Source organism: Pseudomonas sp. TH32, from assembly GCF_016650855.1.
Taxonomy (GTDB): Bacteria; Pseudomonadota; Gammaproteobacteria; order Pseudomonadales; family Pseudomonadaceae; genus Aquipseudomonas.
In genome coordinates this window covers 2,739,068-2,758,373 of record NZ_JAEKFA010000002.1, presented here as the reverse complement: position 1 = coordinate 2,758,373, position 19,306 = coordinate 2,739,068, and the positions used below count along the sequence as shown (strand labels likewise).

General features: G+C 63.8%; 8 protein-coding genes, 4 pseudogenes and 1 riboswitch. Of the genes and pseudogenes, 8 read left to right on the top strand and 4 right to left on the bottom strand.

All coding sequences use genetic code 11. The features are described from left to right. The first annotated feature begins 275 nt into the window (after nucleotides 1–275). Both JFV30_RS16325 and JFV30_RS16320 read left to right on the top strand, forming a co-directional pair. Nucleotides 276–902 carry a response regulator transcription factor gene (locus tag JFV30_RS16325; RefSeq protein ID WP_010172201.1) on the top strand — a complete coding sequence of 209 codons (627 nt, stop codon included), beginning with the start codon at nucleotides 276–278 and terminating at the stop codon, nucleotides 900–902. A gap of 1 nt (nucleotide 903) precedes the next feature. Then, a pseudogene (locus tag JFV30_RS16320) lies at nucleotides 904–4,535 on the top strand (transporter substrate-binding domain-containing protein). Here the strand turns inward: JFV30_RS16320 and dkgB are convergent. From dkgB to JFV30_RS16300, 4 genes and pseudogenes are all read right to left on the bottom strand, one after another. After that, a pseudogene (gene dkgB / locus JFV30_RS16315) lies at nucleotides 4,532–5,336 on the bottom strand (2,5-didehydrogluconate reductase DkgB). The pseudogenes JFV30_RS16320 and dkgB sit on opposite strands and share 4 nt — an antisense overlap. Before the next feature lie 216 nt (nucleotides 5,337–5,552). Next, on the bottom strand, nucleotides 5,553–6,479 hold the full coding sequence (locus tag JFV30_RS16310; protein ID WP_201124618.1) for an ABC transporter substrate-binding protein: 927 nt from the start codon (nucleotides 6,477–6,479) through the stop codon (nucleotides 5,553–5,555). Then, nucleotides 6,476–6,820 (bottom strand): (2Fe-2S) ferredoxin domain-containing protein, encoded by a 345-nt coding sequence (locus JFV30_RS16305; protein WP_207201876.1) that lies wholly within the window; start codon nucleotides 6,818–6,820, stop codon nucleotides 6,476–6,478. The genes JFV30_RS16310 and JFV30_RS16305 overlap by 4 nt, the downstream gene beginning before the upstream one ends. Further along, entirely contained in the window at nucleotides 6,820–8,754 is a 1,935-nt protein-coding gene (locus tag JFV30_RS16300; protein ID WP_201124617.1) for a TonB-dependent receptor plug domain-containing protein, read from the bottom strand. The genes JFV30_RS16305 and JFV30_RS16300 overlap by 1 nt, the downstream gene beginning before the upstream one ends. 94 nt (nucleotides 8,755–8,848) lie before the next feature. Then, nucleotides 8,849–9,055, bottom strand: a riboswitch (cobalamin riboswitch). A 101-nt stretch (nucleotides 9,056–9,156) separates the two neighbouring features. Between JFV30_RS16300 and lexA the strand changes: the two genes are divergently transcribed. The 6 genes and pseudogenes from lexA to JFV30_RS16270 all read left to right on the top strand — a co-directional run bounded on the left by lexA (nucleotide 9,157) and on the right by JFV30_RS16270 (nucleotide 19,305). Further along, nucleotides 9,157–9,774, top strand: a complete 618-nt coding sequence (gene lexA / locus JFV30_RS16295; protein WP_169388935.1) for a transcriptional repressor LexA — start codon at nucleotides 9,157–9,159, stop codon at nucleotides 9,772–9,774. After that, nucleotides 9,774–10,385 carry a translesion DNA synthesis-associated protein ImuA gene (gene imuA, locus JFV30_RS16290; RefSeq protein WP_017475309.1) on the top strand — a complete coding sequence of 204 codons (612 nt, stop codon included), beginning with the start codon at nucleotides 9,774–9,776 and terminating at the stop codon, nucleotides 10,383–10,385. Before lexA ends, imuA begins: the two co-directional genes overlap by 1 nt. Before the next feature lie 7 nt (nucleotides 10,386–10,392). Then, nucleotides 10,393–11,808 carry a Y-family DNA polymerase gene (locus JFV30_RS16285; RefSeq protein ID WP_201124616.1) on the top strand — a complete coding sequence of 472 codons (1,416 nt, stop codon included), beginning with the start codon at nucleotides 10,393–10,395 and terminating at the stop codon, nucleotides 11,806–11,808. Then, nucleotides 11,784–14,873, top strand: a complete 3,090-nt coding sequence (locus tag JFV30_RS16280; RefSeq protein WP_201124615.1) for an error-prone DNA polymerase — start codon at nucleotides 11,784–11,786, stop codon at nucleotides 14,871–14,873. The genes JFV30_RS16285 and JFV30_RS16280 overlap by 25 nt, the downstream gene beginning before the upstream one ends. Nucleotides 14,874–14,987: 114 nt before the next feature. Next, nucleotides 14,988–16,690 (top strand): annotated as a pseudogene (locus tag JFV30_RS16275) (ATP-binding protein). 87 nt (nucleotides 16,691–16,777) lie between these two features. Further along, nucleotides 16,778–19,305, top strand: a pseudogene (locus JFV30_RS16270) (excinuclease ABC subunit A). Nucleotide 19,306 lies beyond the last annotated feature (1 nt).

Below are 19,306 nucleotides of genomic sequence, written 5' to 3'. Positions count from 1 at the left end.
GGAGCCGGCTGTTTACTATGCTTCTAGTGAGGAAAAGTCCTACATCTGTCTGGGACTATCCCTTCAGTTGTTGCGTCATTCCATTGGTAAGGTTGCGCGCTTGCGACTAGCCAGGCACGCAGGTGCCACTACCCATGGCCAGGCGTTTTTCAAGTGAAGGGACCCGGCTATTGTTTGTAGGAACGTTCAGCTCCGTTCGTCGGAACTGGTATTTCTCACAGGTAGATAGGTCCCGTGTGATGTGTAACGGTACTGAATCCTCCCAGGGGAGCCCTATGAGCAAAGCTTTAATCGTGGATGATCATCCATTTATCCGCGCCACCGTCCGGTTTCTGTTGAAACAGGAAGGTTTTGACACGATCTACGAGGCTGGTAACGGCGCCGACGCCATGCAGATTGCCAGGGAGGAGCGCCCGGAACTGATCATCCTCGACCTGGCCATGCCGAAGCTGGGTGGCCTGGAGGTGATCAGCCGGATCAAGGCGCTGGGCCTGCCCTGCAAAATCCTGGTGCTGACGTCCTACCTTGCGGTGTTTTTTTCGACCCGTTGCATGCGCGCCGGTGCGATGGGGTTTGTCGCCAAGACGGGCGAGCTGGATGAGCTGCAAAAAGCGATCAAGGCTGTGATGTCCAACTACAGCTGCTTTCCCAGCTTGCCCACCAGCTCGGTGCGCCGGGACGATTTACAGTCCACTGAACAGGACCTGGTAGCGGAGCTTTCCGACCGCGAGTTGACCGTGCTGCAGAAGCTCGCGCTGGGGCTGGGCAACAAGGAAATCGCCGAAGACATGCTGCTCAGCCACAAGACCATCAGCACCTATAAAACCCGCCTGAAGGAGAAGCTGAGAATGTCGTCCGTGGTGCATTTATCCAAGTTCGCCCAGCGCAATCATCTGATCTGAAATGACCATACTCCGGGGCCTGTGGCTCAGTGCAAGCATATTGCTGGGCCTGCTCTGTATACACAGCCCGGCCCTGGGTGAGCCTCGGCCTCTGTTTCTGTTGGGGCACTCTCTCCTCGAAACCCCGGCAGCCGCGCTGGATGAAGCTGACTGGCGCTGGTTGCGCGAGCGCCGCCGCTTGTTGATGGGGATCTCGGGGCCCGATTACGCGCCGTTCGAGCTGAGCAGCAACGACGAGCTTGAGGGGATCACGGCGGATTACGCGGCGCTGATCGGCGATGCGTTGAATGTCAGGATCGAAGTGCGTCGCTACGACAATCGCGATGAGGTCATCACTGCGCTCAAGCGTGGCGAGGTGGACTTTGTGGGGTCGGCCAACGGTTACGAAGCGGCAGACCCGCAGCTTGCGCTGTCGCGTTCCTACGCCATGGATCAACCGACCCTGGTCACCCGTTCCGGCGACAGCCAATCCCTGAGTGCGGACCTCGCCGGCAAGCGTGTGGCGATGTTCTATCACTATATGCAGCCGGGTGCGGTCCAGGCGTTTTACCCCCATGCCCGGATACAGCTGTTTCCATCGAGTTTCGAGGCCATCGGTGCCGTGGCGTTCGGCCAGGCTGATGTCTACCTGGGCGACGCCATCAGCACCAATTACCTGATCAACCGCAACCACTTGAACAACGTTCGGATGGCTGACTTCTCGTCACTGGAAGTCAACCCGTTCGGCTTTGCATTTGCCCGGGACAACAGCCGCCTGCTGCGTATCGTCAATGGCGCACTGGCCGTCATTCCGGCCAGTGAGCAGATGGAAATCCTGCGGCGTTGGAGTGCCGGCAATCTAGGGGTCCTGGGGTCGGACCGGCTGCGCTTGAGTGCCAGTGAGCAGCGTTGGCTGGAGCGGCACCCACGGATAAAGGTGGCGGTGCTCGACAAGTTCCTGCCCATTTCATTTCTCGGCAAACAGGCAGAGTTTGAAGGCCTGAGCGCCGAGGTATTGGCCCGCATCAGCTTGCGCACCGGGTTGAAATTCGACGTGGTCGCCGGCACCTCATTGCCCCAGCAGCTTGATAAGGTCAGTGCGGGCGCCGCAGACATGATTGCAGTGGTGACCCCCGGCAATGAGCACGCCGATAAGGTGCGCATTACCCGGCCTTACCTGATCAACCCGTATGTACTGGTCAGTCGTACCGACGCCGGCAACCCGCTCACCCTGGAAGACATGGCCGGCAGGCGCCTGGCATTGCTGGGTGGCAATAGCCAACAGGAAAGCATCGCCCGGGACTATCCCACCATCAAGTTTGTGCCCGCCGAGAACCCCGAACAGAGCATGGCGCTGGTGGCCAACGGCAGTGCCGATGCCGCTGTCATTACGCTGATCGGTGCGCGCTACATCATCGCCCGCGAGTACCGTGACCGTTTACGGGTGACCAGCACCATCGGCTCCGAACCGGCCCGCATCGCATTTGGTGTCAACCGCAGCCAATTGGAGCTGTATTCGATCCTCGACAAGGCGCTGCTGAGCATCACGCCACAGGAAATGGATGATTTGACTGGCCACTGGCGCAGCGAAGTCGTGATTGAGGACAGCTATTGGTCGCGCCACCGCAATGCGATCATCCAGGGCTTCGGCCTGGCGGCGTTGCTGCTGCTGATCACCCTGGGCTGGGCAATTTATCTGCGCCGCCTGATACGCAAGCGGGCCCAGGCCGAGCGTGCGCTGAGTGACCAGATGCGGTTTATGAGCGCGTTGATCGATGGCACGCCCCATCCGATTTACGTGCGTGATCGCCTGGGACGGTTGATGGCATGCAACAGTGCTTATCTTGATGTGTTCGGTTTCAAGCTGGAGGACGTGGTGGGCAAAACGGTGGTCGAGACCGACACCGGCAACCGCCCTCAGGCGCAGTCGTTTCATGAGGACTACCTGCGGTTGATGGAGCGGGGCGAGCCGCAGATTCACGACCGCGTGCTCAAGGTGCCGGGCGGCACGGCCCTGACGATTTACCACTGGATGCTGCCGTACCACGACGGTGATGAGCAGGTGGTGGGCATGATCGCCGGATGGGTGGATGTCAGCGAAAGGCAGCACCTGCTGGGCCAGCTGCAGGAGGCCAAGGAGGACGCCGACGCCGCCAACCGTGCCAAGACCACCTTCCTTGCAACCATGAGCCATGAGATACGCACGCCCATGAACGCTGTGATCGGCATGCTCGAACTGGCCTTGAAAGCCGCCGAACAGGGGCGGGCCGACCACGATGCGCTGGAGGTGGCCGCCGATGCGTCGCGGGGCATGCTGGAGTTGATCGGCGATATCCTCGATATCGCACGCATTGAGTCGGGCCATCTGTCCCTGGCCATGGAGTCGTCGAACCTGCATGAGTTGCTGACGTCTGTGGCGCGGGTGTTCGATGGCCTGGCGCGGGCCAAGGGGCTGGTACTGCAGGTGGAACTCGACCCGCTGATTGATCGATATGTGCTGGTGGACCCGATGCGTTTCAAGCAGGTGGTGTCGAACCTGCTGAGCAACGCCATCAAGTTCACCCCCAGGGCCAGGTGAAGCTGGGCGCTTCCGGTTCGTCGGCGATTGCCAACGGGTACTTGAACCTCAGGCTGTGGGTGGAAGACACCGGCATCGGCATCAGTGTCGAAGACCAGAAACGCCTGTTCAATCCGTTTATCCAGGGCAGCAACACCGCGCAATCTGCGCGCAGTGGCTCGGGCCTGGGCCTGGTCATCAGCCGCAACCTGTGCGAGATGATGGGGGGCGAGTTGCAGTTGAGCAGCCTGCTGGGGCAGGGCACGCGGGTGGACGTCACCCTGGCACTGGCGGTCGCCGACCCGGCGTTGATGCCGGCCGTCTCCGTTGCCCTGGAAACCCCTCCGGCCAACGCGCTGAGCATTCTGGTGGTGGATGACTACCCCGCCAACCGCTTACTGCTGGCCCGGCAGTTGAGTTTTCTGGGGCATCGAATCACCACCGCCGAAGATGGCGTCGAGGGGCTTGAGCGCTGGTTGTCGGGGCAGTTTGACGGGGTGATTACCGACTGCAACATGCCGTTCAAGGACGGCTACGAACTGGCGCGGGATATCCGCACCCTGGAGCGCGAGCGTGGTCTGGGGCCGTGCCTGCTACTGGGGTTTACCGCTAACGCTCAGCCGGAGGAGGTCGAGCGGTGCCGCCAGGCCGGCATGGACGGCTGCCTGTTCAAGCCCTCGGGGCTAGAGGATTTGCACGCGGCCCTGGCGTCGCGCACGGCGACGCCTTCGGTGGCCCCGGGTGAGGCGTTATCGGGTGTGGACTTGAGCCATCTGGAGAAATTGACCGGGGGCGATATCGACGCGGTCAAAGAACTGCTGGTGCCGCTGCTCGACAGCCTTGAGACGGATCACGGGCAACTGGCGACATTACAAAAAACCGCAGACTTTGCCCGCCTGCATGACCTCGCCCATCGCACCAAGGGTGGCGCAAGGATGGTCAAGGCCCCGGCCTTGATGGACTGCTGTGAGCAACTGGAGAAAGTCTGCGAGCGACAGGCCCATGACGAACTGGCCGGCGCTGTCGCCGCGGTGGACGACGCGCTGGGGCAGTTGCATCACACGCTGTCGCTCTATTGCAACCCGCCTGGGGTTTAGTCCCAGTTCGGCGCGATGCCTTTGGGGCTGGTCAGGCGATGGCCGCGCTCCAGGCCTGCGATCTGCGCCATGTCGGCGTCAGTCAAGGTCAGGTCCAGCGCCTTGAGGTTGCTGGCAAGGTTGGCGCGTTTGGTCGACGATGGAATCACGGCGTAGCCCAGTTGCATGGCCCAGGCCAGGGTCACTTGCGCCGGGGTGGCTTGATGACGTTCGGCGATCTGCTGGATCACTGGGTCTTTCAGCACTTCGCCGTAGGCCAGGGTCATGTAGGAGGTGATCTGGATGCCCTGGGCCTTGGCAAAATCCACCACCGTGCGGTTTTGCAGGTACGGGTGCAATTCGATCTGGTTGGTCGCGATATGCTCGGCACCGACGGCGGCAATCGCCTGCTTCATCAGGTCGACGGTGAAGTTGGAAATGCCGATCTGCCGGGTCAGGCCCTGGCGCTTGGCTTCCAGCAACTGGCCCATGAATTCGGCGACCGGCACCTGGTCTTCCGGCGATGGCCAGTGGATCAGGGTCAGGTCCAGAGTAGTCGGTCTGGAGTTTGCGCAGGCTTTCCTTGAGGCTGGGAATCAACTGGCCTTCGGCGAAGTTGGCGATCCAGATTTTGCTGGTGATAAACAGCTCGTCCCGTGGGATGCCGCTGTCGGCAATGGCCTGGCCGACATCGGCTTCGTTTTCGTAGATTTGCGCGGTGTCGATGACACGGTAGCCCAACTCCAGGCCGGTGCTGACGGAGTCGATGACGACCTGGCCTTGCAGGCGGAACGTGCCGAGGCCGAATGCGGGAATGGACATGGGTGACTCCTGAAGTGATGTGAACAATGGAGTCGAGTATCGGCTCCTCGTTCCTTCAGAAAAACCGCTGAATCCGAAAAGGACTCTTTACCAAAAGTCATGAGTGGTGAAGAGCAAAAGCAAACACGGCCCGATTTAGGCGCTGGCTTGCCGGCGATGCGGGCGACCCGGTCTTTCAGATACACCGAGGGGATGCCATCGCCGGCAAGCCAGCTCCTACGGAAGTTCAGCCAGTTTTTTGAATTGCCTCGCCAGCTCCAACACCACCCGGCCGCTGCTCACGGTGGGTACCAAATGGGTAAACGGAATATCGATCATCCGGTTCTCCCGCACTGCCCGCAGACGCGACAACACCGGGTCACTGGTCAACAACTGGCGCTTCCTGCTGGCCGGCGACCACACCGCGTCCGCCAGCAAAATCACATCCGGGTCGCTCATCAGCAGGGTTTCACGGCTCACGGTGACGCGGTATTGGTTGATCCCGGCAAACACATTGCGCGCCCCGGCAGCCGCCACCAGCGTGGTGACGAAGCCGCGCCGGCCTTCGCTGTCCAGGCCGTTGACTTCACTGTCCAGGTAAAATACCGACAGCGGTTTTCCCTCGCCAATCAGCGCCTGGGCACGGGCCAGGTCAGCGTCCATGGCATCGCTCAACTCACGTGCCCGGTGCTGTTTGTGCACCAGCGCGCCAAGGGTGAACAGGTCGTTGCGGATATGCCCGAAGTAATCCAGTGAGTGCCCGTCGCACGCCGATTCGAGCAAGTACGACGCCACCCCGTTGCCGGCCAGGCCAGTACGGGAAGTGACGCCGGTGCCGAACGCCGTGGCAAAACCACCGACCACCAAATCCGGTTTTTGCGCATAGAGCACTTCGCTGGACGGGTACTTGGGTGCGATCACCGGTACATCGAAGTACTCACCACGTGGGTGGGCCGCACCGTTGTCATCCAGATACGCCACGCCCACCAACGCCGGGCCAACGTCCAGCGCCAACAACAGGTCGGCAGCATGCTGGTTGAGAGCCACGATGCGCGAGGGCGCAGGGTGTTCGGCGGCCCAGGTCTGGTTGCAGTTGCGATAACTGTCGGCCCACACCGGCGCGGCGCCGAGCAGGGCGCCCAACAGCAGCCAGGGGGCTTTCATGGGCGCTCCTTGATCAGCAGATCCTCGACGACCTCGCCGCCCACCAGGTGCACTTCTACCAGCCGTTGCACGTCGGCGGGGGTGTGCACGCCGTACCAGCAGGTGTCCGGGTACACCGTCACAATCGGCCCCAGGTTGCACGGGAACTGGCAGTGGGTGCGGGTCAGCAATACGCCGCCGGGTTTTTCGATGCGGTCGTGTGCCAGCAGGTGGCGGCGCAGGGTTTTCCACAGTTGCAGGGCACCACGCTGGGTACAGCGCGGGCCGGTGCACAGGAACACGTGACGGGCGTGGTCAGGTACGTGGGACCAGTCCGGGTGAGTTTCCACCGGCGTACTCATCAGAAGCGGTACGTGTAGCGGACTTCGGAGGTGAACGGCCGTCCGAGGTTGTCGACGTTGCTGGCGCGGCTGGTGACGTAGTCGCGGTCCAGCAGGTTCTCTACCAGCAGGCTGACGCGATGCTGGTGGGCGTTGTCGAGGTAGCGATAGGCGTCGGCGTCGACCACGGTGTAGTTGCCGTACTCGACCTTTTTCGAGCTGACGATATCGCCGATGTAGCGCACGGCCGTGCCGGCGCCCCACATACGATCCACCGATTCATAGCCGACCCGCGAGCGGGCGAAGAATCCGGGGATGTCGTTGATGGTGACCCCGGCACGGGACTCGGTGAGGTTGCGGGTCATGTCGGCCTGCACGCTCCATTGCGCGTTGAGTTGCAGCGTGGCGTCGGCCTCGAAACCGCGCATCTGGATCTGGCCCTGGCCGTTGACCCACTGGATATCGTCCTGGGTGATCAGGTCGGTGATCTTGCGTTTGAACAGCGTGACACTGGCGCTGAAGTCCCGGGCAAACAGGCTGCCCTTGTAGTCGACGCCCAGCTCGGCGTTGCGGCTCTTCTCGGGCTTGAGGTTGCGATTGCCTTTTTCATCGTCTTCGTTGACGAACAGTTGCTCGGCGTTCGGCAGCTTGTAGGCGGTGCCGTATTGGCCGCGCAGGGCCCAGTTGTCGTTGAGATCATAGAGCGAAGTGAGCATGCCGACGGTGGCGCTGTCGCCGCCGCTCATGGCTTCATGGCGTACGCCGATGCTCGGGTGCCAGTTCGGCAGGGCCTCGATGTTCGGCCGCAATTGGGTGTACAGCGCGTGGGCCTGGGCCTTGTTGTCGTCGATGATCAATACATCGTCCTGGCCCTTGAACCACTGGTTGTCGGAACCGAATACCAGCACGTGCTCGCCCGGCAATATGGCCTTGCCTTCGGCCTGCACGCCCCAGTCGGTGAAGCCCCAGTAGTCGTCGTGATTCTTGACCACGGTGCCGCCGCCTTCGACATTGTTGATGCGGGTGTAGCGTGTGTCCCAGTCGTTGATATGGCCTTTGACGAAGTAGCTCAGGCGCTCGTTGAGGCTTTGCTCGAAGGTCGCCGTGGCGATCTGTTGCACGCGGTCGTTGGTGGTCTTGCGGTTGTCCACCGGGCGGGCGAAATCCAGATTGGCGTCGGCGTACTGGTAAAACAGCTCCAGGCGCGTGTCATCGCCAAACGACTGGATCGCCTTGGTGCCAAAGGTGGTGACTTCGTAGGAGCGCTTTTTGTCAGTGACGTTTTTCAGGTCGCGGTTGCGAAACGGCTGGTAGCCCTCGGAGACGTTGCGGCTGACGTAGGCCAGCAAGCCGAGGTCGCCAACACCGTTGTTGAAAATCTTCTCGACCCGGGAATCGCCGGTGGTGCCGCCGAAGGTGTCCGCGCCCAGGTTCACTTCGCCGGACGCCTCGCGGGTTTGTGGGCTGCGGGTGACGATATTGATCACCCCCGACACCGCCTGGGTGCCGAACAGCAGGCTCTGGCCGCCCTTGAGCACTTCGATGCGCTCGATGGCGTTGGCGGGCAGGGTGTCCAGGTACAGGCCGCCGTACAGCCGGTTGTTCAGGCGCACGCCGTCCAGCAGGATCAACGTGTCATCGTTGCGCCCGCCCAGCAGGGAGTAGGTGCCGTAGTCGAACCGGCCGTTCTTGGGCGCCACGTACAGGCCGGGAATGAACATCTGCATCACGCGCGAGACATCGGCAGCGGGGCCGGCGCGTTCAATCTGTTCGCGGGTGACGATCTCGACCTTGCTGCCGTACCGGGCCATTTCGGCCACGGTGGTGGACTCCACCGATGGAGCGGAAACGTTGAGTGGCTTGAGTTCGAGGGGGTTGTCGTCGGCCAGCAGCAGGGGGCTGAACAGGCAGCCGAACAACAGGCCGGGCACGGGAGTCTTGAAAGGTCGAATCATAGTCTTCTCGGAAAAGTATCTTTCGCGAAAAGCACGCACGAGTAGGCACCGAGCACACGCCAATACCGGCCCATGCCCGCCCACCGCAGGATTTTGCCAAACAGAATTCCAGGCCGGTCTCCGGGCTCACGCGTATGGACACCTTCACCTTCCCATGGCGCGCGGGCCACAGTGGTGTGTCGAAGGGATCACGCGTCTACCGTTGCGGGGGCAGCACCGGACTGGCTCGGAAAGAGCGGCACCGGTTTCCCGTTTCACCCCATGCACGGCGGCATGAGGCACCTGAAACAGGCCGGCATCTGAACATTCGGAAGACCGTTCGTCAACTTGGCGCGGGCTTTTCCAGTGGCGGAGTGGGAAGCGACTGACGGATATTGCAGGAAATTTCCCACAGGAGTACAAATGTACTCCATGACGAACTTAACGCCCCGCCGTACCGCCATCCTGACCTTTATCCGCGACCGCATCGCGCAGCAAGGCCAGTCCCCCAGCCTCGCCGAGATCGCCGAGGCGTTCGGCTTTGCCTCCCGCAGTGTGGCGCGCAAGCATGTGGTGGCGCTGACCGAGGGCGGCTTTATCGAGGTCAACCCGAACCAGGCCCGGGGCATTCGCCTGCTCAATCAGCCGGCGCGGCCTGAGCTGCTGGACATCCCGGTGCTCGGCCGGGTGGCCGCCGGCCTGCCCATCGGCGCCGATGCCGAGGTTCACAATCGCCTGCTGCTCGACCCGGCCCTGTTCGCGAAAACCCCGGATTACCTGCTGCGGGTGCAGGGCGATTCGATGATCGAAGACGGCATCCTCGATGGCGACCTGGTGGGCGTGCGCCGCAGTGCCGAGGCCTTGAACGGGCAGATCGTGGTGGCGCGCCTGGACGGTGAAGTCACCATCAAGCGTTTCGAACACGTGGGCGAGCGTGTGCGCCTGCTGCCGCGCAACCCCGCCTATCAACCCATCGTGGTGCGTCCCGATCAGGACCTGGCCATCGAAGGGGTGTTTTGCGGTTTGGTGAGGCAAGGCTGATGGGCGCCGTCGTTGCACTGGACTCGCTGTTCAATGGCGGCCGGGTCTGGAAAGGCCGGCCCGCGGCGCCGCCTGCCAGCGTGCATCCCACCGGGCTTGCGGCCCTGGACGCGGTGCTGCCCAGCGGTGGCTGGCCGGAAGCGGCGTTGAGCGAAATCCTGATGGCGAAGGAGGGCGTGGGTGAGTTGCAACTGGTGTGGCCGACCCTGGCGCGCTTGTCGGCGGCCGGCGAGCGCATCGTGCTGGTGGCGCCGCCTTACACGCCGTACCCCCACGCCTGGCAAAACGCCGGGGTGGATGTGCGCCAGCTTTCGGTGATCCAGGCCGATGAGCGCGACGCCCTGTGGGCGGTGGAGCAATGCCTGCGCTCCGGCAGTTGTGGCGCGGTGCTGTGCTGGCCGCGCAAGGCCGATGACCGGGCCTTGCGCCGCTTGCAGGTGGCGGCGGAAACCGGCCAGACCCTGGCCTTTGCCTGGCGCTCCTTGAACGAGGCCATCAACCCGTCACCGGCCGCCTTGCGCCTGGCGGTGGAGGCCAGCCCGGCGCAGGTGCGGGTGCTCAAGTGCCGGGGCGGCCTGGCCCATCCCGCGCCCATTGCGCTTGGGCACTGAGGTTGGCATGCGCTGGGTGTGTATTGTCTTCCCGCAATTGGCGCTGGACGGGGTGCTGCGTTCGCGCCCCGAGCCGGATCAGCCGTTGGCCCTGCTGGCCGGCACGCCGCAGCGGCGGGTGCTGCAAACCGTCAATGACGCCGCACGCAAACTCGGCCTGCGCCCCGGCCAATCCCTGACGGCAGCCCATGCCTTGACCAAGGCGTTTGCCTGCGCCGAATACGACCCGGCGCAGATCGAATACTGGCAGCAGTTTCTGGCCGCCTGGGCCTACCGTTTCAGTTCCCAGGTCAGCGTGTATTACCCACGGGCGTTGCTGTTCGAGATCGAATCGAGCCTGGGCCTGTTCGGTCCGTGGCCGCAGCTTGAGGCACGCTTGCGCAAGGAACTGGCCGAGCTGGGGTTTCGTCACCGCATCGTCGCCGCACCGAACCCGGCGGCGGCGCGGATATTGGCGAATGCCTACGACGGCCTGGCCGTGGCCGATGACCCATGCCTGCAACGCGCCCTGGCACCCATCCCCATCGACCGCGCCGGCCTCGACCCGCACGCCGCCACCGCGTTGTCGCGCATGGGCTTGCGCACCCTGGCCCAGGTGCAGGCGTTGCCCCGGCACACCCTGGCCCGGCGCTTTGATGCGGCGCTGCTCAAGCACCTCGATGCACTGAGCGGGCAACGGCCCCTGGCCCTGGCGTTCTACCAACCGCCGGACCGCTTCGATGTGCGCATCGAGCTGAATTTTGATGTGTCGTCCCACCAGGCCTTGCTGTTTCCGTTGCGCCGTTTGACCGGCGACCTGTCGGCTTTTTTGTGTGGCCGCGACAGTGGCGTGCAGCGCTTTGACCTGCACCTGGAACACGCCGCAGACCCCGACACCCTCATCAAGGTTGGCCTGCTCAGCGCCGAGCGCGACGCAGCGATGCTGTTCGAACTGGCCCGTGGCCGCCTGGAGCAGGTGCAAGTCACCTCGCCGGTGCGTGGCTTTCGCCTGGTGGCCCAGGACCTGCCGGTGTTTGTGCCCCAGCGCCAGGACCTGTTCGACGAGCGCCCGCAACAAACCCTGCCGTGGGAACAACTGCGCGAACGCCTGCGGGCGCGGCTGGGGGACGAGGCGGTGCAAGGCCTGCGCTTTCACGCCGACCACCGCCCCGAATGCGCCTGGCAACCCGGTGCTGACCTTCGCCCGTGCGTGCCCTCAAACACTGTGCAGCGCCCCGGCTGGTTGCTGCCTGAGCCGACGCCCCTGGCCGAGCAGGGCCTGCAAATTTTAATGGGTCCGGAGCGCATCGAATCCGGCTGGTGGGATGGCGCCGATGTGCGCCGCGATTACTACCTGGTGCGCACCCGCGCCGGCCAGCAGGGCTGGGCTTATCGCACTGTGGGCGAAAGCGGCGCGCTGTGGCTGCAAGGCTGGTTTGCATGAAGTACGCGGAGCTGCATTGCCTGTCCAACTTCAGTTTCCAGCGTGGCGCCTCCAGCGCCCGGGAACTGTTTGAGCGGGCCAAACAGCAAGGCTACGAGGCCCTGGCGATCACCGATGAATGCACCTTGTCGGGCATCGTCCGCGCCTGGCAGGCGGCCAAGGCGGTCGAGTTGCCGCTGATTATCGGCAGCGAGATGCGCCTCGAAAACGGCCCAAAGCTGGTGCTGCTGGTGGAGAACCTGGAGGGCTACCAGCACCTGTGCCGGCTGATCACCATCGCCCGCCGCCGTGCGGAAAAAGGTCACTACCGACTACTGCCGGAAGACTTCACCTGCGTGCAAGGCCTGTTGGCGTTATGGATGGCCGAAGACACCGACACCCAGGCCCATATCCAATGGCTGCGCAGCACCTTCACCGACCGCCTGTGGCTGGCGGTGGAGTTGCACTGCGGCCAGAACGATGCCCGCCACCTTGAACAACGCCTGAACCTGGCCGCCAGCCTGCACTTGCCGGCGGTGGCCTGCGGCGATGTGCACATGCATGTGCGTGGCCGCCGTGCGCTGCAAGACACCATGACCGCGATCCGTCATTACGTCCCGGTGGCCGAGGCCGGCACGCGCCTGCACCCCAATGGCGAGCGGCACTTGCGCACACTCGACGCATTGGCCGTGCTGTACCCGGCGCACTTGCTGGAAGAGTCCCTGAACATCGCCCGGCGTTGCACCTTTGACCTGGGCCAGTTGCGCTATCAATACCCGCGAGAACTGGTGCCCGAAGGGCAAACCCCGGAAACCTGGCTGCGCACCCTGACCGAAGAGGGCATCGCCCAGCGTTGGCCGCACGGCGTCGACGCCAAGACCCTTGGGCAGATCAACGATGAGCTGAAGTTGATCAGCGAGCTGGGCTACGAAAGCTACTTCCTCACTGTGCACGACATTGTGCGCTTCGCCCGCAGCCGTTCGATCCTGTGCCAGGGCCGCGGCTCGGCGGCCAACTCGGCGGTGTGTTTTGCCCTGGGCATCACCGAGATCGACCCGAGCCTGATGAACATGTTGTTCGAGCGCTTCCTGTCCCGGGAGCGCAACGAGCCGCCCGACATCGACGTGGACTTCGAACACGAACGCCGCGAAGAAGTGCTGCAGTACGTGTTCCAGCGCTACGGCCGCACCCGCGCCGCGTTGACGGCGGTGGTCAGCAGCTACCACGGCGCCGGCGCGGTGCGCGATGTGGCCAAGGCCCTCGGGTTGCCGCCGGATCAGGTCAACGCCCTGGCCGACTGTTGCGGGCGCTGGAGCGATGAAGCGCCGCCCCTGGAGCGCCTGCGCGAAGGCGGCTTCGACCCCGACAGCCCGGTGTTGCGCCGGGTGCTCACACTCACTCAGCAACTGATCGGCTTCCCCCGGCACCTGTCCCAGCACCCCGGCGGTTTCGTGATTTCCGAACACCCGCTGGACACCCTGGTGCCGGTGGAAAATGCCGCCATGGCCGAGCGCACCATCATCCAGTGGGACAAGGACGACCTCGACGCGGTGGGCCTGCTCAAGGTGGATATTCTTGCGCTGGGCATGCTCAGCGCGATTCGCCGCTGCTTCGACCTGTTGCGCCGCCATCGCAATCAAGACCTGAGCCTGGCCTCGGTGCCCAAGGAAGACGCGGCGACCTACGCGATGATCAGCAAGGCCGACACCATCGGCGTGTTCCAGATTGAATCGCGGGCGCAGATGTCGATGTTGCCGCGTTTGCGACCGGAAAAATTCTACGACCTGGTGATCGAGGTCGCTATCGTGCGACCGGGCCCGATCCAGGGCGGCATGGTGCACCCGTACCTGCGGCGGCGGAACAAGGAAGAACCCGAAACCTACCCATCGCCGGAACTGGAAAGCGTGCTCAAGCGCACCCTGGGCATCCCGCTGTTCCAGGAACAGGTCATGCAGATCGCCATGGTCGCCGCCGACTACAGCCCCGGCGAAGCCGACCAGTTGCGCCGTTCCATGGCCGCCTGGAAACGCCACGGCGGCCTCGAACCCCACCAGCAGCGCCTGCGCACCGGCATGCTGAAAAACGGCTACACCGAAGCCTTCGCCGCGCAGATTTTCGAGCAGATCAAGGGCTTTGGCAGCTACGGGTTTCCCGAGTCCCACGCTGCCAGTTTCGCCTTGCTGACCTACGCCAGTTGCTGGCTCAAATGCCACGAACCGGCAGCGTTTGCCTGCGCGCTGATCAACAGCTGGCCCATGGGTTTCTACAGCCCCGACCAGATCCTGCAGGACGCCCGGCGCCATCATTTGCAGATACGCCCGGTGGACGTGCAGGCCAGTGACTGGGACTGCAGCCTTGAACCCATCGACGGCCAGCAACCGGCCATTCGCATGGGCTTGCGGATGATCTCCGGGTTTCGCGAAGAGGATGGCCGGCGCATCGAAACAGCGCGCCAGGCCCAAGCATTTTCCGATATTGCCGACCTCGGCGAACGCGCCCTCCTGGACACCCGTGCCCAGGAACTGCTGGCGGATGCCGGGGCCTTGCGGGGCCTGGCCGGGCATCGGCACCGGGCGCGCTGGGAGGTGGCCGGGGTGCAGAAACAACTTGGCCTGTTTGCCGGGGTGGCCAGCCCCGAAGAGGCGGTGGTGGAGCTGCCGCAACCGACGGTGGGCGAGGATTTGTATGCCGACTACGCCAGCGTCGGCACCACCCTCGGTCCACATCCCCTGGCGTTGTTGCGCGATGAACTGCGGGCGCGGCGTTGTCGCAGTTCCCAAGAGTTGCTGCGGGTCGAGCATGGACGCAATGTCAGCGTCGCCGGTTTGGTCACCGGTCGACAACGCCCGGGCACCGCCAGCGGCGTCACCTTTGTCACCCTGGAAGATGAGTTCGGCAATATCAACGTAGTGGTCTGGCGTGATTTGGCCGAACGCCAACGCCAGGCGCTGGTGGGCTCGCGGCTGCTCAAAGTGGACGGGCGCTGGGAGGCAGTGGGGGAGGTTCGGCACCTGATCGCCGGACGCTTGACCGACCTGACCCCCTTGTTGTCAGGCATCAATGTGCGCAGCCGGGATTTTCGCTGAGCCGGCCCTTGCCCGTTCATCCGCGCATCAGCACTATGCAATGAAACCAACCGCTGCTGTCAGGCTCAAAGTTTTCATTGCCGCCCACCTTTTATCTTTTTGCAGAGCCGACCGATGCAGTTTTTATCGAATACCCACGGCTGTGAAGGCTGGGCTGGGGAAATGGCCCAGAGGATTCGTGCTTTCGACTGGTCCGGCACCGACCTCGGCCCGCTGGACCACTGGCCCGGCAGCCTGGTGAGTGCCGTGCAGATGATGCTGGCCTCGCCGATGCCCATGGTGATGCTGTGGGGGCCGGCGGGTTACATGATCTACAACGACAGCTATTCGGTGTTTGCCGGTGGCCGTCACCCGTATCTGCTGGGGGTGCCGGTGGAACTGGGCTGGCCGGAAGTCGCCGACTTCAACCGCCATGTGGTCGACACCTGCCTGGCTGGCGGCACTTTGTCCTACCGCAATCTGCCCCTGGAACTGCTGCGCGACGGCCGCCCGGAAGAAGTCTGGATGGACCTGTATTACAGCCCTGTAGCCGGCGATGACCAGCGGCCGGGCGGAGTGTTGGCGATTGTGGTGGAGACCACCGAACATATGATCTCCGAGCGCCTGCGCCAGGAACTCACCCACAACCTGGAGCAGCGCGTCGCGGCGGAAGTGCAGGCCCGTTCCACCGCCGAGGAACAGCTGCGCCAGTCGCAGAAGCTGGAAGCCATCGGTGGCCTGACCGGCGGCGTGGCCCATGACTTCAACAACCTGCTGCAAGTGGTCGCCGGTAACCTGCACCTGCTGGCCCGGCATGAGCCGGACAACCCCCAGGTGCAGCGCCGGGTCAGCGCCGCGATTGCGGCGGTGGAGCGCGGGGCCAAGCTGACCTCGCAACTGCTGGCGTTTGCCCGTCGCCAGCCACTCTCGCCAGCGGTGTACAACCCGCTGCGCATCTACGAAGGCCTGGGCGAACTGCTGCAGCGGGCGCTGGGAGAAACCATCCACATTGATGTGCAACTGCCCCAGGATCCGTGGTGCATCAACGTCGACCGCAATCAACTGGAAAACGCCTTGCTCAACCTCGCGATCAACGCCCGGGACGCCATGAAAGGCGAGGGCGTGATTCGGATCACCGGCGAAAACATCATCCTCAACCCCCGGACTGCGCCGGCAAAAGCATCAGCCCTGGCGAGTACGTGCGCCTGGCCGTCTCCGACAGTGGCGCCGGCATGTCGGCGACGATCATGGCGCGCGCCTTCGAACCGTTTTTCACCACCAAGCCGGATGGCCACGGCACCGGGCTGGGGTTGAGCATGGTGTTCGGGTTCGTGCGGCAAAGTGGCGGGCACGTCGAGGTGGAGAGCGAAGTGGGCAGCGGCACCTTGGTGCAGATGTATTTCCCGCGCAGCCTCGAAGAGCCGCAACGCCAAGAAGCGCCCGTCGAGCTCACCCAACACAGCGGTGGCCAGGAGACCATCCTGGTGGTCGAGGACAACGAAGGCGTACGCACCGCCGCGGTGGAACTGCTGGAACAATCCGGCTACACCGTGCTGATCGCCGAAGACGGCGACAAGGCCATGAGGATGCTGCGCGCCGGCCTGCAACCGGACCTGATCTTTACCGACGTAGTGATGCCGGGGCGGGTCAAAAGCACCGACCTGGCTGAGTGGGCGCGTGAGCAAGTGCCGGCGATAGCGGTGCTGTTTACCTCCGGGCACACCCGCGACATTCTTTCCAGCAACCACCTGCTGAGCCAGGACATTCACCTGCTGAGCAAACCCTACAGCCCGGATGAGTTGGCCCAACGAGTGCGCTCGGTGCTGACCTCCGGATGATGTGACGAATGGAGATCCAGCCAGCAACACCAAGCCCGGCTCCCACAATTGATCTTCACTGCCTTGAGCACACCGATAAGGTTACCCATGACTTCCCAGCGCAACCTGCCCCCCGACACGTCACTCTCCAACCAACGCCCAGGCTTCGTCCGGGTGCGGGGCGCCCGGGAACACAACCTGCGCAACGTCGACGTCGACATCCCCCGCGACGCGCTGGTGGTGTTCACCGGCGTGTCAGGCTCCGGCAAGTCCTCGCTGGCATTCTCCACCGTCTACGCCGAAGCCCAGCGCCGCTACTTCGAATCCGTGGCGCCCTATGCCCGCCGCCTGATCGACCAGGTGGGCGTCCCAGACGTCGACTCCATCGAAGGCCTGCCCCCCGCGGTGGCCCTGCAACAACAGCGCGGCACGCCCAGCACGCGCTCCTCGGTGGGCAGTGTCACCACCTTGTCCAGCCTGATCCGCATGCTCTACTCCCGCGCCGGCAGCTACCCGGCGGGGCAGCCGATGCTGTACGCCGAAGACTTTTCCCCCAACCTGCCACAAGGCGCCTGCCCGCAATGCCACGGCCTTGGCCGCGTGTACGAAGTGACCGAAGCCCTGATGGTGCCCGATCCGTCCCTCACCATACGCCAGCGCGCCGTGGCGTCCTGGCCGCTGGCGTGGCAAGGCCAGAACCAGCGCGACATCCTCGTCACCCTCGGCTACGACGTCGACATCCCCTGGCGCGACCTGCCGAAAAAACAGCGCGACTGGATCCTCTTCACCGAAGAAACGCCCACCGTTCCGGTGTACGCCGGCTTCACGCCAGCCCAAACCCGCGACGCTCTCAAACGCAAACTGGAACCCAGCTACCAGGGCACTTTCACTGGCGCGCGGCGCTACATCCTGCACACCTTCACCCACTCCCAAAGCGCCCTGATGAAAAAGCGCGTCTCGCAATTCATGCAGGGCAGCCCATGCCCGTTGTGCGAAGGCAAACGCCTGAACAAGGCCGCGCTGTCAGTGAAATTTGCCGGCGTGGACATTGGTGAACTGTCGCAAATGTCTTTGCTGCAACTCGCCGAACTCCTGCGCCCGGTGGCCGAAGGGCAGGGCGACAAAAAACTCTCCGTGGAAAAACGCCTGGCCGCCCAACGCATTGCCCAGGACCTGCTGGAGCGCGTCAGCACCCTGACCGACCTTGGCCTGGGCTACCTGGCCCTGGAACGCAGCACACCGACCCTGTCCTCCGGCGAACTGCAACGCCTGCGCCTGGCCACCCAGCTGGGCTCGCAACTGTTCGGCGTGATCTACGTGCTCGACGAACCCTCCGCCGGCCTGCACCCGGCCGACGGCGAAGCCCTGTTCGCCGCCCTCGACCGCCTGAAGGCTGCCGGCAACTCCCTGTTCGTGGTGGAACACGACCTGGAAACCATGCGCCGCGCCGACTGGCTGATCGACGTCGGCCCCGCTGCCGGCGAGCACGGCGGCCAGGTCCTGTACAGCGGCCCACCCGCAGGCCTCGCGCAGATCGAAGCGTCGCAAACCCGCGAATACCTGTTCGCCGAAAAACGCCCGGTCAGCCAGCCCCCGCGCCAACCCACCGGCTGGCTGAGCCTGGAAGGCGTGACGCGCAACAACCTCAACGATCTGAGCGTGGACTTCCCCTGGGCTGCTTCACCGCCGTCACCGGCATCTCCGGCTCGGGTAAATCCAGCCTTGTCAGCCAGGCACTGCTGGAACTAGTAGGCGCAGGCCTGGGCCGCGTGGTGGAAAGCGAAGACGAACCCAGCCTGGAAGACGACGCCCCGCAAACCAGCGGCGGGCGCATCAGCGGCGGCCTGGAACACATCCGCCGCCTGGTGCAAGTGGACCAGAAGCCCATTGGCCGCACACCGCGCTCCAACCTCGCGACCTACACCGGCCTGTTCGACAACGTGCGCAAACTGTTCGCCGCTACTCCGGCGGCGAAAAAGCGGAATTACGACGCCGGGCAGTTCTCCTTCAACGTCGCCAAAGGGCGCTGCCCGAACTGCGAAGGCGAGGGGTTTGTCAGCGTTGAATTACTGTTCATGCCCAGCGTGTACGCGCCATGCCCGACGTGCCACGGGGCGCGGTACAACCCCGAAACTCTGGCAATCAAGTGGCAAGGGCTGACCATCGCCCAAGTGCTGGGGCTGACTGTTGAACAGGCGGTCGAGGTATTTGCCGGGCAACCGGGCGTGCTGCGGCCACTCCAAGTACTGCGGGATATTGGCTTGGGCTATTTGCGCCTTGGCCAGCCGGCCACGGAGCTGTCGGGCGGGGAAGCGCAGCGCATCAAGCTGGCGACCGAGTTGCAACGCAATGCCCGGGGCGCAACGTTGTATGTGCTGGATGAGCCGACGACCGGGCTGCATCCGCGGGATGTGGACCGGTTGTTGAGCCAGCTGAATCATCTGGTGGAGGCGGGGCATACGGTGATCGTGGTGGAGCATGAAATGCGCGTGGTGGCGCAGAGTGATTGGGTGATTGATATCGGGCCGGGGGCAGGGGATAGAGGCGGGAAGGTGGTGGTGAGTGGCACGCCGCAGACAGTTGCGAAGAGCAAGAGCAGCCGGACTGCGCCGTTTTTGGGGCGGGAGTTGGGATGAA

What these genes read in the sequence shown, in the direction of transcription:
- JFV30_RS16300 (WP_201124617.1), bottom strand. Translation starts at nt 8,754, where the DNA reads ATGATTCGACCTTTCAAGACTCCCGTGCCCGGCCTGTTGTTCGGCTGC.
- lexA (WP_169388935.1), top strand. Translation starts at nt 9,157, where the DNA reads ATGTACTCCATGACGAACTTAACGCCCCGCCGTACCGCCATCCTGACC.
- JFV30_RS16285 (WP_201124616.1), top strand. Translation starts at nt 10,393, where the DNA reads ATGCGCTGGGTGTGTATTGTCTTCCCGCAATTGGCGCTGGACGGGGTG.
- JFV30_RS16305 (WP_207201876.1), bottom strand. Translation starts at nt 6,820, where the DNA reads ATGAGTACGCCGGTGGAAACTCACCCGGACTGGTCCCACGTACCTGAC.
- JFV30_RS16310 (WP_201124618.1), bottom strand. Translation starts at nt 6,479, where the DNA reads ATGAAAGCCCCCTGGCTGCTGTTGGGCGCCCTGCTCGGCGCCGCGCCG.
- JFV30_RS16325 (WP_010172201.1), top strand. Translation starts at nt 276, where the DNA reads ATGAGCAAAGCTTTAATCGTGGATGATCATCCATTTATCCGCGCCACC.
- imuA (WP_017475309.1), top strand. Translation starts at nt 9,774, where the DNA reads ATGGGCGCCGTCGTTGCACTGGACTCGCTGTTCAATGGCGGCCGGGTC.